Annotated in this window: 13 protein-coding genes; 12 read left to right on the top strand and 1 reads right to left on the bottom strand. The window is 64.7% G+C overall.

Features of this window, described 5'->3' with window-relative positions; all coding sequences use genetic code 11:
- Nucleotides 1-33: 33 nt before the first annotated feature.
- From IPM49_08125 to IPM49_08165, 9 genes are all read left to right on the top strand, one after another.
- Nucleotides 34-1,164 carry a ribonuclease D gene (locus tag IPM49_08125; GenBank protein ID MBK9274491.1) on the top strand — a complete coding sequence of 377 codons (1,131 nt, stop codon included), beginning with the start codon at nt 34-36 and terminating at the stop codon, nt 1,162-1,164.
- Between the two features lie 69 nt (nt 1,165-1,233).
- Entirely contained in the window at nt 1,234-1,548 is a 315-nt protein-coding gene (locus IPM49_08130; GenBank protein MBK9274492.1) for a helix-turn-helix transcriptional regulator, read from the top strand.
- Nucleotides 1,549-1,551: 3 nt separating this feature from the next.
- Nucleotides 1,552-2,355, top strand: coding sequence for a sulfite exporter TauE/SafE family protein (locus IPM49_08135; GenBank protein MBK9274493.1), 804 nt, complete (start codon nt 1,552-1,554; stop codon nt 2,353-2,355).
- A 78-nt stretch (nt 2,356-2,433) separates the two neighbouring features.
- Nucleotides 2,434-3,846, top strand: a complete 1,413-nt coding sequence (locus IPM49_08140; GenBank protein MBK9274494.1) for an MBL fold metallo-hydrolase — start codon at nt 2,434-2,436, stop codon at nt 3,844-3,846.
- A 97-nt stretch (nt 3,847-3,943) separates the two neighbouring features.
- Complete coding sequence (locus IPM49_08145; GenBank protein MBK9274495.1) at nt 3,944-4,507, top strand: YeeE/YedE family protein; 564 nt, start codon at nt 3,944-3,946, stop codon at nt 4,505-4,507.
- Nucleotides 4,508-4,511: 4 nt separating this feature from the next.
- Entirely contained in the window at nt 4,512-5,024 is a 513-nt protein-coding gene (locus tag IPM49_08150; GenBank protein MBK9274496.1) for a YeeE/YedE family protein, read from the top strand.
- 138 nt (nt 5,025-5,162) lie between these two features.
- Nucleotides 5,163-6,146: a c-type cytochrome gene (locus IPM49_08155; GenBank protein ID MBK9274497.1), complete on the top strand. Its 984-nt coding sequence runs from the start codon at nt 5,163-5,165 to the stop codon at nt 6,144-6,146.
- On the top strand, nt 6,143-7,930 hold the full coding sequence (locus IPM49_08160; protein MBK9274498.1) for a 5'-nucleotidase C-terminal domain-containing protein: 1,788 nt from the start codon (nt 6,143-6,145) through the stop codon (nt 7,928-7,930). Before IPM49_08155 ends, IPM49_08160 begins: the two co-directional genes overlap by 4 nt.
- A 17-nt stretch (nt 7,931-7,947) precedes the next feature.
- Complete coding sequence (locus IPM49_08165; protein MBK9274499.1) at nt 7,948-8,421, top strand: DNA starvation/stationary phase protection protein; 474 nt, start codon at nt 7,948-7,950, stop codon at nt 8,419-8,421.
- Nucleotides 8,422-8,435: 14 nt separating this feature from the next.
- On the opposite strand, the gene IPM49_08170 is transcribed toward IPM49_08165, so the two are convergent.
- Entirely contained in the window at nt 8,436-10,022 is a 1,587-nt protein-coding gene (locus IPM49_08170; protein ID MBK9274500.1) for an STAS domain-containing protein, read from the bottom strand.
- A 207-nt stretch (nt 10,023-10,229) separates the two neighbouring features.
- Here IPM49_08170 and IPM49_08175 point away from each other — a divergent pair, with 207 nt between their 5' ends.
- The 3 genes from IPM49_08175 (at nt 10,230) to IPM49_08185 (ending at nt 12,465) form a co-directional block, all read left to right on the top strand.
- Entirely contained in the window at nt 10,230-10,643 is a 414-nt protein-coding gene (locus IPM49_08175; protein ID MBK9274501.1) for a DsrE family protein, read from the top strand.
- A gap of 2 nt (nt 10,644-10,645) precedes the next feature.
- Nucleotides 10,646-12,073, top strand: coding sequence for a hypothetical protein (locus tag IPM49_08180; protein ID MBK9274502.1), 1,428 nt, complete (start codon nt 10,646-10,648; stop codon nt 12,071-12,073).
- Between the two features lie 71 nt (nt 12,074-12,144).
- Nucleotides 12,145-12,465 carry a rhodanese-like domain-containing protein gene (locus IPM49_08185; GenBank protein ID MBK9274503.1) on the top strand — a complete coding sequence of 107 codons (321 nt, stop codon included), beginning with the start codon at nt 12,145-12,147 and terminating at the stop codon, nt 12,463-12,465.
- Nucleotides 12,466-12,474 lie beyond the last annotated feature (9 nt).

Raw genomic sequence — 12,474 nt, forward strand, 5'->3', positions numbered from 1 at the left:
GCTCCTGCGGCTACCTTCGCGCGCTCCAGCGACATGAAACCCGTTGCCTACAGCACCGTGAACGACCAGGGCGATCTGGCGCGCATGACAGCGGCGCTGAGCACCTCGTCGGTGATCGCGCTGGACACCGAAGCGAGCAGCTTTCACCGCTACAAGGTGCGGGTATGCCTTGTGCAGGTGAGCGACCGCGACCGCACATGGCTGGTGGATCCCTTCGCCGCCGGTGACCTGGCGCCACTGGGGATCCTGCTGGCCCGTACGGACATGGAGGTGGTGATCCACGATGCCGATTACGATCTGCGGATGCTGGCGCGGGAACAGGGGATCCGGGTGGAGAACGTGTTCGACACGCTGGTGGCGGCGGAGCTCCTGAACGAGCCCGAGATCGGCCTGGCCTCCCTCCTGCAGAAGTACATGGGCATCCAGGTGGACAAGAAGTTCCAGAAGGCGGATTGGAGCAAACGCCCGCTGCCCGAAGCCATGCTGGACTATGCCGCCGGGGATACGGCGCACCTCATCGCCCTGCGCGACATCCTCGAGGCCCGGCTGAAGGAGAAAGGCCGATGGAACTGGGCCCGGGAGGAGTTCGCCCTGCTCACGGACGCCCCCTTCAACCTGCAGGACAACCAGGAACCAGGCTATCTGCGCCTGAAGGGGGCCAAGCTGCTGAAGCCCCACCAGCTGGCGGTCCTGCGCGAGGTGCATGCATGGCGCGAGGGTGTCGCCGAACGCATGGACCGCGCCCCGTTCATGGTGATCGGCAACGAGGTGCTGCTGGACCTCGCCAAGGAGCCACCGGCCGATGCGCGTGCGCTCGCCTCGCGCAAAGGCATGAGCGAAAAGGTGATGGACCGCCATGGCCGTGCGCTGCTCGAGGCCGTTCGTCGCGGCACCCTCCTGCCCAGGGATCAATGGCCGCGCCTGGAGCGCCCCAAGCGATGGGACCGCGACCCGGAGCATGACGAACGCCTGAAGCGGCTCAAGGCCGTGCGCGACCGCCTCACCGTCGAGCACGACCTGCGCATGGGCATCGTGGCCAGCAACCAGCTGCTCCAGGAGGTCGCACGCTCACGTCCGGGCGACCTTCAGGCCCTGTCCGCTCTGCCCGGCATCCGACACTATCAGGTGGAGCACTTCGGCGCCGACCTGCTCGCCGCCGTGTAGGGATGTGACCCCGGTCACATCGTAACATAGTTATCTTGCTATACTTTTGTCCCCGGAACACCGAGGACGATGGCGACCCTGACCCTGGAGGAACGTGTGGGCACCGAAAAGCTGGTGCGCGCGAGCGAACTGTTGCGCATGGCGGCGCATCCGCAACGCCTGGCGATCCTGGACCAGCTTGGACGGGCCAAGCGATTGTGCGTGCTGGAGCTCCGCGAGAGGCTGGGCATCGAGCAGGCCATCCTGAGCCAGCACCTCACCCTCATGCGGGACAAGGGGCTGGTGGACTTCGAGAAGGAGGGCCGCTTCAGCTTCTACTTCCTGGCCCGGCCGGAGTTCATGAAGATCATCCGCGACATCGAGACCTGCTGCGACAAGCTCTGAGCCATGGAGATCATCGGGTACATCGGTGCGGTGCTCATGGGGTTGTCCCTGGGCTTGATCGGAGGGGGGGGAAGCATCCTCACGGTCCCCATCCTGGTGTATCTCTTCAGCGTGGACGCGGTCCTGGCCACCGCCTACTCCCTGTTCATCGTGGGCCTTACGAGCCTCGTGGGCAGCTTCAGCCACATGCGCATGGGCAACATCCACTGGCGCACGGCCATCGTGTTCGGCATCCCCAGCATCCTGGCCGTCTACGCCACACGCGCCTGGCTGGTGCCGGCCATCCCGGACCCGATCGTGTACATGGGCGACTTTGTCCTGCACAAGCCCATCGGCATCCTCATCCTCTTCGCCCTGATCATGGTGGCGGCGGCCTACAGCATGATCCGCAAGCCGAGGTCGACCACCGCGGAAGCGAAGCAGGCCATCGCGTTCAACTATCCGTTGATCCTGATCGAAGGTATCGTGGTCGGCACGGTCACCGGCATCGTCGGCGCGGGTGGCGGTTTCCTCATCATCCCGGCGCTGGTGCTGCTGGCCAAGCTGCCGATGAAGCAGGCGGTGGGCACCTCGCTCATCATCATCGCGGCGAAATCGCTCATCGGCTTCACCGGCGACCTGAAGGGCGCCGAGGTGATCGACTGGAACTTCCTGCTCGTGTTCTCCGCCATCGCCATCGCCGGCATCATCGCGGGCAGCCTCCTCAGCAAACGCATCCCGAACGAAAAGCTCAAACCCGCCTTCGGATGGTTCGTGCTCCTCATGGGCATCTACATCATCGGACGGGAACTCTCCAACCTCAGCTAACCCGTACGGGCGACGTTCACGTCGCCCAATAACTCCACACCAAAAATCCAGGGCGACGAGATCGTCGCCCCAACGACCATGAACATCGAACAGATCTACACCGGCTGCCTGGCGCAGGGCGCCTATTACATCGAGAGCGATGGCGAAGCGGCGATCATCGATCCGCTGCGCGAAACGAGCCCCTACATCGAGCGGGCCGCGGCGCGCAACGCCAAGATCAAATACGTGCTGGAGACCCACTTCCACGCGGACTTCGTGAGCGGCCACCTCGACCTGTCGAAGAAGACCGGGGCGCCCATCGTGTACGGACCGAACGCCAAGCCGGCCTTCGAGGCGCACATCGCCACGGACGGCGAAGAGCTCAAGCTCGGCAAGGTGACCATCAAGGTGCTCCACACCCCGGGCCACACCATGGAGAGCACCTGCTACCTGCTGATCGACGAGCACGGCAAGCCCCACAGCCTCTACACCGGCGATACCCTGTTCATAGGCGATGTGGGCCGTCCCGATCTGGCGCAAAAGGCCGGCACCCTCACCCAGGAGGACCTGGCCGGTTTCCTGTACGACAGCCTGCACAACAAGATCATGCCACTGCCCGATGACGTGATCGTGTACCCCGCGCACGGGGCCGGCAGCGCCTGCGGCAAGAACATGAGCAAGGAGACCTTCGACACGCTCGGCAACCAGAAGCGCACCAACTACGCGCTGAAGGCCGCCACCAAGGAGCAGTTCATCAAGGAGGTGACGGACGGCCTGCTGCCGCCCCCCGCCTACTTCCCCCAGAACGTGGCCATGAACAAGGGCGTGATCCCGAGCGTGGACACCGTGAAGGAGAAAGGCCTCCGCGCGCTGACCCCCGACCAGTTCGAGCTGGTGGCCGAGACCGAAGGCGCGCTGGTGCTCGACACGCGGAACGCCGAGGACTTCAAGGACGGCTTCGTGCCGCGCAGCATCAACATCGGCATCAAGGGCGACTTCGCCCCCTGGGTGGGCAGCATGGTCCCCGATGTGAAGCACCCGCTGCTGCTGGTGACCGATGCCGGCATGGAGGATGAAGTGGTGACCCGCCTCGCCCGCGTGGGCTACGACAACGTGATGGGCTACCTGAAGGGCGGCATCGCCGCGTGGAAGGCGGACGGCCGGGAGGTGGACACCATCGAGCGCATCGATGCGACGGAGTTCGCCAGGCGCTTCCACGCCGGCAAGCTGCGCGTGGTGGACGTGCGCAAGGACGGTGAGTATGCCGCCGAGCACGTGGACGGTTCCTGGCATGCCTCCCTGCAGTTCATCAACCAGAACCTGTCCGCCTTCAGCAAGGACGAGACCAACTACGTGCATTGCGCCGGTGGCTACCGCAGCATGATCGCCGCCAGCCTGCTGAAGGCACGCGGCTACCACAACCTGGTGGAGATCCGCGGTGGATTCAACGCCATCAAGGGCACCGATGTGAAGGTGACGGACCACGTGTGCCCCAGTACCCTGAAGAAGTGAACGCGATCGAATGGTGAACGGTCAATGGTGAATGGGAGGCCTCGGGGCATTCCCATTCGCCATTCGCCAATGACCATTCACCAAGACCCTCAACCCCATGCTCGAGCTCATCAAACAACCCTGGCCCTGGTACGTGGCCGGCGCCCTCATCGGCCTAACGGTACCCTACCTGCTGCTCGTGGGCAACAAGACCTTCGGCATCAGCAGTTCGCTGCGGCACCTGTGCGCGGCCTGCCTGCCGACGAACATCAACTTCTTCAAGTACGACTGGAAGAAGGAGGTCTGGAACCTCTTCTTCGTCGGCGGCATCGCGCTGGGTGCGTTCATCGGGGCCACGCTGCTGGCCAACCCCGATCCGGTGCAGCTGGCAGAGCCCACGGCCGCCTACCTCGCGGAGAAGGGCATCACGGACACCACGGCCTTGATGCCCCCGGAGATCTTTTCCTGGTCGAACCTGTTCACGCTGCGCGGCCTGATCTTCTTCGTGATCGGTGGCTTCATGGTGGGCTTCGGTACGCGCTATGCCGGTGGCTGCACCAGCGGGCACGCCATCATGGGGCTCAGCAGCCTGCAATGGCCCAGCCTGGTGGCCACCATCATGTTCATGGTCGGCGGCATCGTCATGACCTGGCTCATCCTCCCCTACCTGCTCACCCTCTGATCCGATGGCACAGCAAAAGCAACCCTCCACGGCGGAGCTGAAGGACCTGCAGACCCGCGAGCTCGATGCGATCTGTGTGAATGAGAGCGCACTGAAGCACCCGTGGTGGTACAACCTGAAGTACAGCGCCTGGGGCATCCTGTTCGGCATCGTGTTCGTGAAGGCGGAGATCATCAGCTGGTTCCGCATCCAGGAGATGTTCCGCTTCGAGAGCTTCCACATGTACGGCGTGATCGGCACCGCCGTGATGGTCGGCCTCATCAGCGTGCTCATCATCAAGCGCACCAAGGCCCGCACCATCTACGGCGAGGAGATCCACATCCCGAACAAGGAGTTCAACAAGGGACAGATCTACGGCGGACTGATGTTCGGACTGGGCTGGGCCATCACCGGCGCGTGCCCGGGTCCGCTGTTCGCCCAGATCGGCGCGGGTTTCGGCGTGGTGATCGTCACCTTCCTGAGCGCCGTGGCCGGAACCTACGTGTATGGAATGCTGCGCGACCGGCTCCCGCATTGACCCATGCCCCTCCTCGCACCCCTCGCGATCCTGTTCGCCGCCCTCGTGGTGTGGCTCTACCTGGTCGTGGTGGAGGAGGCCACCCGTGTGCTGAGCGAGCGGGCGGGGATACCGTTCCAGGAGCGACGCGCGCGCACCATGCGCGCCCTGGTGCTTGCCGTGATGGCCGGGGTCGTGCTGATCCTCATGCTGCCCCACCGAACGCTGGACCTGTTCGAGCGGACGCCACCCCCCCTGCCACAACAGGCCACCTACACCGCCGACAGCCTGTGGACCGGCGCGGACACCGCGCGCCTGACCTTCCTCGATGAAGAACAGGGCGCGTTGATCCGCTATGGACGCGAGCTGATCGTCAACACGGCCGCCTACCCCGGTCCGAAAGGCAGCGTGGCCGCGCTCACCAACGGCATGAACTGCCAGAACTGTCATCTGGACGCCGGGACCAAGCCCTGGGGCAACAACTACGGGGCCGTGTGGAGCACCTATCCCAAGTTCCGCGCCCGCAGCGGTGGGCAGGAGAGCGTGGAGAAGCGCGTGAACGACTGCATGGAACGAAGCTTGAACGGCTCCGCCCTGGATAGCAGCAGCCGGGAGATGCGCGCCATCGTGGCCTACATGCAGTGGCTGGGCACCGGCATCCGCAAGGAGCAGAAGCCGAAGGGTTCGGGCATCGTCGAACTGGCCTACATGGAGCGGGCGGCGGATCCGTACAGGGGTGCGATGGTCTTCATGGAGAAGTGCGCAAGCTGCCACGGCAACGATGGCCAGGGCATCCTGAAGGCCGATGGCATCACCTATCAGTATCCGCCGTTGTGGGGGGAGCACAGCTACAACCAGGGCGCTGGGCTGTTCCGGCTGAGCCGCTTCGCCGGCTACGTGAAGGCGAACATGCCGCAGGGGGCGAGCTGGGATCGGCCGCAGCTCACGGATGAGGAAGCCTGGGATGTGGCCGCATTCGTGAACTCACGCCCGCACCCCCCCAAGGACCTCAGCACCGACTGGCCGGACATCGGGAAGAAGCCGATCGACCATCCCTTCGGTCCATACAAGGATACCTTCACCGAGCTGCAGCACAAGTTCGGTCCCTTCGGCCCGATCGCCGCCACCTACAAAAGACCATGAGCGAGATCCACCACCCGCCCGGATGCGCCTGCGGCGCACATGACGACACGCCGCTCGATGAAGGACGCCGCCGCATGCTCCGTTCACTCGGCGCGTTGGGTGCGGGCATCACGCTCGGCCCCACCCTGGCCATGGGCGCCTTGAGCGATCCCGTGCGGCGCAGCGAGCTGACCGGTTCAAGCGCGGTGGCCCAGGGCAGGGCGCGGAAGTTCTCGCTGCTCTTCACCAGCGACATCCACGCGCAGCTGCACACGCACGATGAGTTCCTCCTGGAGAACGGAAAACCCGTCTACCGGAAGCGCGGCGGCTACGGCGTGCTGAAAACGATGATCGATGCGCTGCGCGCGGAGGATCCGGCGAACACCCTCGTGATCGACGGCGGCGATTGTTTCCAGGGCGGCGGTGTGGCGGCCATGAGCGAGGGGCGGGCCATCGTGCCCCTGATGAACCGCATCGGCTACGACCTGATCCTGCCCGGGAATTGGGAAGTGGTCTACGGCAAGGAGAACATGCTGAAGGACCTCGGCGGCTACCGCGCGGCGAAGATCTGCGCCAACATGTGGCACGAGAAACTGGCGGACTACTGCGGGGACATGCAGGACCCCAACGCCGATCTCGCGGGCGAGATGATCTTCCAACCCTACTGGACGCGCATGATCGCCGGGGTCAAGATCGGCTTCATCGGCTACAACGATCCGCTCACACCCAAGCGGCAGTCACCGGCGTACAGCTGCGGCATCAAGTTCACGAAACCGGAGGTGAACGTGGCGAAGTACATCCGCATCCTGCGCGACTACGAGCAGTGCGCGATGGTCTTCCTGGTCACACACATGGGCCTGGCCCAGCAAGTGGACCTGGCGAACAAGCCCGAGGTGGAAGGTGCGGACCTGATCCTCGGTGCCGATACGCACGAACGCGTGCGCACCCCCATCGAGGCGAAGTACAGCAAGGTGGTGGAGCCCGGCTCCTTCGGGTCGTTCCTCGCGCGCTTGGATGTGGTCGTTGAGGACGGCAAGGTGAAGGACAGCCACTACGAGCTGCTGGACGTGGACCCGGAGAAGTACCCGGCGGACCAGGGTATGCTCCAACTTGTTGACGAGGTGAGCGCGCCCTACAAGGACCAGTTGGGCAAGGTCGTCGGCAGCACGAGGAACACCTTGGTGCGCTACTACGTGATCGAGAACCCGATGGACAACCTGATCACGGACGCGCTGATGTGGAAGTTGAAGCCCGACATCGCGATCAGCAACGGCTTCCGTTTCTGCCCGCCGATCGTGGCGGATGGAAAGACCCCGACGCCCATCACCAACGACCACCTCTGGAGCATGATCCCGGTGGACAGCGACGCCAAGTACGGTGAGGCGACCGGTCAGCAGGTGTGGGACTGGCTGGAGAAGGAACTGCACAACGTGTTCGCGAAGGATCCGGCGAAGCGCTTCGGCGGCTGGGTGGTGCGGTTCAAGGGCATGACGGCCAATTTCACCATGCACAACGACATGGGGAAGCGCGTGAACTGGATCAAGGTGGGCGGCAAGCCCATCGATCGCGCGCGCACCTACCTCATCGCCGCCTGCGAACGCGAAGGCGATCCGGATGACACGCTCTGCCGCCTGGAAAAGGTGTCGAACCCGCGCCGCGCGAACATCACCATGCACACCATCCTGCGCGAGTACTTCGGCAAGTTCTCGCCCGTGACACCGAAGGTGGAAGGGCGGATCACCGCCACGGACGCGCCGCAGGACCTGCTGAGCCAGTTGGAGGGGTACGACTACGAGTTCCGTTGAACCCAACACGACCTGCCATGAAGACCAATGCGATCGGACTCGACCGGAAGAAGGCCGCGAAGCTGGCCGAAAAGCTCAACGTCCTGCTGGCGAACTACTCGATCTTCTACCAGAACACACGGGGTTACCACTGGAACATCAAGGGCGAAAAGTTCTTCGAACTGCATCTGAAGTTCGAGGAGCTGTACAACGACCTGCTGCTGAAGATCGACGAGGTGGCGGAGCGGATCCTCACCCTTGGAGCGACACCGGCGCACAACTACAGCGACTACCGCAAGGAGGCCACCATCAGGGAAAGTCGTCAGGTGAGCGACGGTAACGCGGCCGTGAAGGACATCCTGACCGCGTTCAACACCGTGATCACCCTGCAGCGCGAGCTGTTGGAACTGAGCGCCGATGCGAACGACGAAGGGACCAACGCCCTGATGAGCGATTACATCCGCGCCCAGGAGAAACTGGTGTGGATGTACTCGGCCTATCTGGGCAGGTGACCGGACCGCGCCGCTCACTTCGTTGCTCCGGCCAGTGCGATCGCCGAACGGATGTCCGGGCACAGGCGCCCTTCCATCGGTAGTCCGGCGTCCTGGATGGAGCCCTGCACCTCCGGCCGCACATCGGTGAGCAGGACGCGCACGTGGCGCCGCTCCATCGTCCGGATGATGTCCTGCAGCCGGTGCAGCCCCGTGGCGTCGATGAAGGGCACATGGCGCATGCGCAGGATCAGCACGCGGTGGTGATCGCCCACCTGGCGGATGGTCTCGGCGAAGGTCTGCGCCGCACCGAAGAAGAGCGGTCCGTTGATCTCGAAGATCACCACATGCGAGGGCACCGTGCCCAACTCGGATTCGAACAGCTTCTCCGCGGTGCCGTCCGCGGCCCCCAGTTCGCTGAGCCGTGTGCTGTCGCTCATGCGCTTCATGAAGAGGAAGGCCGCCAGCACCAGGCCGATCTCGATGGCCACCACCAGGTCCACGAACGCGGTGAGCAGGAAGGTGACGAGCAGCACGGCCATGTCGTAGCGGCTGGTGCGGAACACGGCGATGAAGCTGTGGACCTCGGCCATGTTCCAGGCCACCACCACAAGGATCCCCGCCAGGCAGGCCATGGGGATCAGTGCGGCCCATTGCCCGGCCACCAGCAGGATCAGCAGCAGCACCGCGGCGTGCACCATGCCCGCCATCGGTGTTCGCCCACCGTTCTTGATGTTGGTGGCGGTGCGGGCGATGGCGCCGGTGGCCGGGATGCCGCCGAAGAGCGCGGACACCACGTTCGCCCCACCCTGGGCCACCAGCTCCATGTTGCTGCGGTGCCGGCCACCGATGCTGCCATCGGCCACCACCGCGCTCAGCAGCGATTCGATGCCACCCAGCAGCGCAATGGCCAATGCGGGCCGGAGCAGTTCCTTGAAGGTGGCCAGGTCCACCCACGCGAAGTGTGGTGCCGGCAGGCTGGTGGGGATGCCCCCGTACCGCGATCCGATGGTGTCCACGGGCAACTGGAACACCGTGACCGCGACCGTGGCCAGCACGATGGCCACCAGGGGCCCCGGGATCGCAGGCAGCATGCGCGGCATCAGCACGGTGATGGCGATGGTGCCTGCACCGATGGCGAAGGTGAGCGGGTCGAAGGCCGCCGCGTGCTGCAAATAGGCCCCCCACTTCTCCACGAGGTCCGCAGGCACGTGGGCGATGCCCAGCCCCAGCAGGTCGTTGACCTGCGTGGAGAAGATGATCACCGCGATCCCGGTGGTGAAGCCCACGATGAGCGTGTGCGGGAAATAGCGCAGCAAGGCCCCGGCACGCAAGAGGCCGAGCAGCACCAGCAGAACGCCGGCGATCAGCGTGGCGATGGTGAGCCCCTCCACGCCATGCTCCTGCACGATGCCGTAGATGATGACGATGAACGCGCCGGTGGGGCCACCGATCTGCACGCGGCTGCCACCGAAGGCGCTGATGAAGAAGCCCGCGACGATCGCCGTGATCAAGCCTTTTTCCGGGGTCACGCCCGAGGCGATGGCGAAGGCGATGGAGAGCGGCAAGGCCACGATGCCCACGATCACGCCGGCCAGTGCATCGCGCCGGAACTGCGGCATGGCATAGCCCCTTCCCAGTACCGAGAAGGACTTGGGCACGAACTCCGACCGGTCCCGATCCCCTTGCACAGCGGCCAAGGTACCGGTACATCACTCGGGGCACAGGACCGTGGCAAGCCCCTTTGCGAACCGGGTCCGGTTGGCATCGGCCCATCTCCGGTGACATCGATCACCGGTCACCTTTCCACGCAGCCGGACCTTTGCAGCATGAAACAGATGCTCCTTCTGCTCGCCCTTCTGGCCGGGCCCGTGATGCATGCGCAGGACCAGGCCCGCCAACACCGCATCGTGATGCAGCTCACCAGTGGTGACACCCTCGTCCACAAGAACCTGATGAAACAGTTCAGGAACATGCTGGAGGCCGCGCCCACGGCGAAGATCGAGGTGGTGTGCCACGGGCCCGGCATGGACATGCTGATGAGCGACAGCAGCGTGGTGGGAGCCAGGGTGAAGGAGTTCGCCGCCAAAGGCGTCGCCTTCACGGCCTGCGACAACACCATCCGCGAACGCCAGCTGGACCCCGCCAAGGTGTTGCCTGAGGCGGGCCATGTGAAGGCCGGCATCATCCACATCGTGGAGCGGCAGGAGGACGGTTGGAGCTACATCAAGGCCGGCTTCTAGGCATGTTCCATTTCCGACCGGACCGGTCGCAGTGCGGCCGGCCCGCGCTATTGATGGCCTCCCTGCTCGGCATCTCCGGTGCGCTGGTCGCGCAGCATGGCGAACAGGACGTGCCCAGCGCCGACAGCCTCCGCGGTACAAGCCACCTGTACGACATCATGAGGCAGGGCCGGCTGGATGGGCGGTTCAGGCTGTACGGCATGCTCACCGTGAACGACGGAGCCCCGGCCGACTACCATGCCGTGGCCTTCGGCGGGACCCTGGGCTTCACCTCCCAGCGCTGGCACGGGCTGCGGTTCAGGCTGAGCGGTGGATACACCTTCGACCTGGCCACGAGCGACCTCACGGAACCCGACCCGGTGACCGGGGCCGTGAACCGCTACGAGATCGGCCTGTACGACGTGAACGACCCCCGCCACACGAACGATCTTGCCTACCTGCACGAGTTCCAGCTCGACTGGCTGGGGCGTAATGAACGGACGCAGGTGGTGGTCGGCAAGCAGGAGCTCAACACCCCCTTCCTGAACCCGCAGGACGGGCGCATGCATCCCAGCCTGTTCGAGGGCATCTGGGCCCACCATCACACGCAGCGCGGATCCCGGTTCCAGGGCGGATGGCTGTATCGGGTGGCACCGCGCGGAGCCAGCGAGTGGTATCCCGTGGAGGAGAGCATGTCGGTGTTCCCGGTGGGCCGGAACATCCACGGTGAAGGTGCAGGCCATGGCGACCACCTGAACAGCGCCGGCATCTTCGCGGCCAGCGCCAGGCAGGACCTGGGGCGCAGGTGGCGGCTCACCGTGTGGGACCTGTACACGGAGAACGTGTTCAACAGCGCCCTCACCCAGGTGGACCTTGGAGGCGCAGAGGACCGGTGGAGCGCTTCAGCCATGGCCATCCGGCAGGATGCCACACACCACCGCGGAGCGCTGAACGACACGGTGCTCTACATGCCCCCCAGCGAGAGCTCGTGGGCCTTCAGCGGTCGGCTGCGCAACGTGCTCGGCCGGTTCCGCTGGCAGTTGAACTACACGCGCATCACGGCCCACGGCCGCTACCTGATGCCGCGCGAGTGGGGGCGCGACCCCTTCTTCACCTTCCTGCCGCGCGAGCGGAACGAGGGTGCGGGTGATGTGCACGCCGCCACCCTGAACCTCATCTGGCGGACACCCGGCGGATGGCGTATCCAGATGGACGGGGGGTGGTACGCCATGCCTGCCTTGAGCGACGCACGGCTGAACAAGTACGCCATGCCATCCTATATGCAGTTCGATGTGAACATGCAGTACCGGTTCAAAGGGGGGTGGAAGGGCCTTGCCCTGCAAGTGCTCGCCCTGGTCAAGCTGCCGGTGGACCCGGGTCTCTCGGAGGCACAAGCGATCAACAAGGTCGATATGCTTCACGCCGATCTCATCATCAACTACGTGTTCTGATCGGGCTGTGTGACAGGGGTCACCGCGGAGGCGTTACGTGAGCGCGGAACTTTGCGGCACAACTGAACGAGATGGGGATCCTGCAAATGATCAAGAGCGCCATGGGTGGTGGACCGAAGGTCGACCTCGGCGAACTGTTGCGGTCCGGCGCGGTGGTGCTGGACGTGCGCAGCAAGGAGGAGTTCACGGCCGGTCATGTGAAGGGGGCGAAACACGTTCCGTTGGACCGCCTGGGATCCCACTTGGCGAAACTGGACCGTTCCAAGCCCATCATCACCTGCTGTCGCAGTGGCATGCGCAGCCGAGCGGCGGCCGACCTGCTGCGTCGTCAGGGATTCGATGCCTACAACGGCGGACCGTGGACGAGCGTGCGTGCGCTCAAGGCCGGATGAGACCGATCG

It is taken from the genome of Flavobacteriales bacterium (assembly GCA_016715895.1).
GTDB lineage: Bacteria > Bacteroidota > Bacteroidia > Flavobacteriales_F > PHOS-HE28 > PHOS-HE28.

Bases quoted from the DNA above. Each gene is read 5' to 3' on its own strand.
- IPM49_08160 (MBK9274498.1), top strand. From the start codon at position 6,143: ATGAGCGAGATCCACCACCCGCCCGGATGCGCCTGCGGCGCACATGAC.
- IPM49_08130 (MBK9274492.1), top strand. From the start codon at position 1,234: ATGGCGACCCTGACCCTGGAGGAACGTGTGGGCACCGAAAAGCTGGTG.
- IPM49_08140 (MBK9274494.1), top strand. From the start codon at position 2,434: ATGAACATCGAACAGATCTACACCGGCTGCCTGGCGCAGGGCGCCTAT.
- IPM49_08155 (MBK9274497.1), top strand. From the start codon at position 5,163: ATGCGCGCCCTGGTGCTTGCCGTGATGGCCGGGGTCGTGCTGATCCTC.
- IPM49_08170 (MBK9274500.1), bottom strand. From the start codon at position 10,022: ATGCCGCAGTTCCGGCGCGATGCACTGGCCGGCGTGATCGTGGGCATC.
- IPM49_08145 (MBK9274495.1), top strand. From the start codon at position 3,944: ATGCTCGAGCTCATCAAACAACCCTGGCCCTGGTACGTGGCCGGCGCC.
- IPM49_08135 (MBK9274493.1), top strand. From the start codon at position 1,552: ATGGAGATCATCGGGTACATCGGTGCGGTGCTCATGGGGTTGTCCCTG.
- IPM49_08185 (MBK9274503.1), top strand. From the start codon at position 12,145: ATGGGGATCCTGCAAATGATCAAGAGCGCCATGGGTGGTGGACCGAAG.
- IPM49_08180 (MBK9274502.1), top strand. From the start codon at position 10,646: ATGTTCCATTTCCGACCGGACCGGTCGCAGTGCGGCCGGCCCGCGCTA.
- IPM49_08165 (MBK9274499.1), top strand. From the start codon at position 7,948: ATGAAGACCAATGCGATCGGACTCGACCGGAAGAAGGCCGCGAAGCTG.
- IPM49_08125 (MBK9274491.1), top strand. From the start codon at position 34: ATGAAACCCGTTGCCTACAGCACCGTGAACGACCAGGGCGATCTGGCG.
- IPM49_08150 (MBK9274496.1), top strand. From the start codon at position 4,512: ATGGCACAGCAAAAGCAACCCTCCACGGCGGAGCTGAAGGACCTGCAG.
- IPM49_08175 (MBK9274501.1), top strand. From the start codon at position 10,230: ATGAAACAGATGCTCCTTCTGCTCGCCCTTCTGGCCGGGCCCGTGATG.